Source organism: Acinetobacter lwoffii (genome assembly GCF_024129595.1).
Classification (GTDB): Bacteria; Pseudomonadota; Gammaproteobacteria; order Pseudomonadales; family Moraxellaceae; genus Acinetobacter; species Acinetobacter lwoffii_O.
The window spans coordinates 1-242 of record NZ_JAMXXS010000120.1 but is presented as its reverse complement, the minus strand read 5'-3'; the positions used below and the strand labels follow the sequence as shown (position 1 = coordinate 242).

General features: G+C 42.1%; 1 pseudogene. It reads right to left on the bottom strand.

Annotated elements, in window-relative coordinates:
• A pseudogene (locus NI466_RS15885) lies at window positions 1–151 on the bottom strand (transposase); the annotation flags it as partial.
• Window positions 152–242: the final 91 nt, after the last annotated feature.

Sequence of the window (242 nt, the reverse complement as noted above, 5' to 3'; positions counted from 1 at the left end):
ATATGGTCGAATAATCTGGGGCCGTCCCATTTAAGCCAGAGAGTTTAATCAGACTTTGCACAAAGCCAGTAACCATACGTAAAGACAGACGGAATAAGGATTTAATCATTAAGCAGCATTGGATGGCTGCGTCGGAGTAGGTTTGATTTCGGGCACTGTTGCAAATAGAGATTTGAGTCGATGATGTTCCCTTTAAAAAGTACTTAGAGACCGAAAACCCTGTTGATTAGACACACTTCACC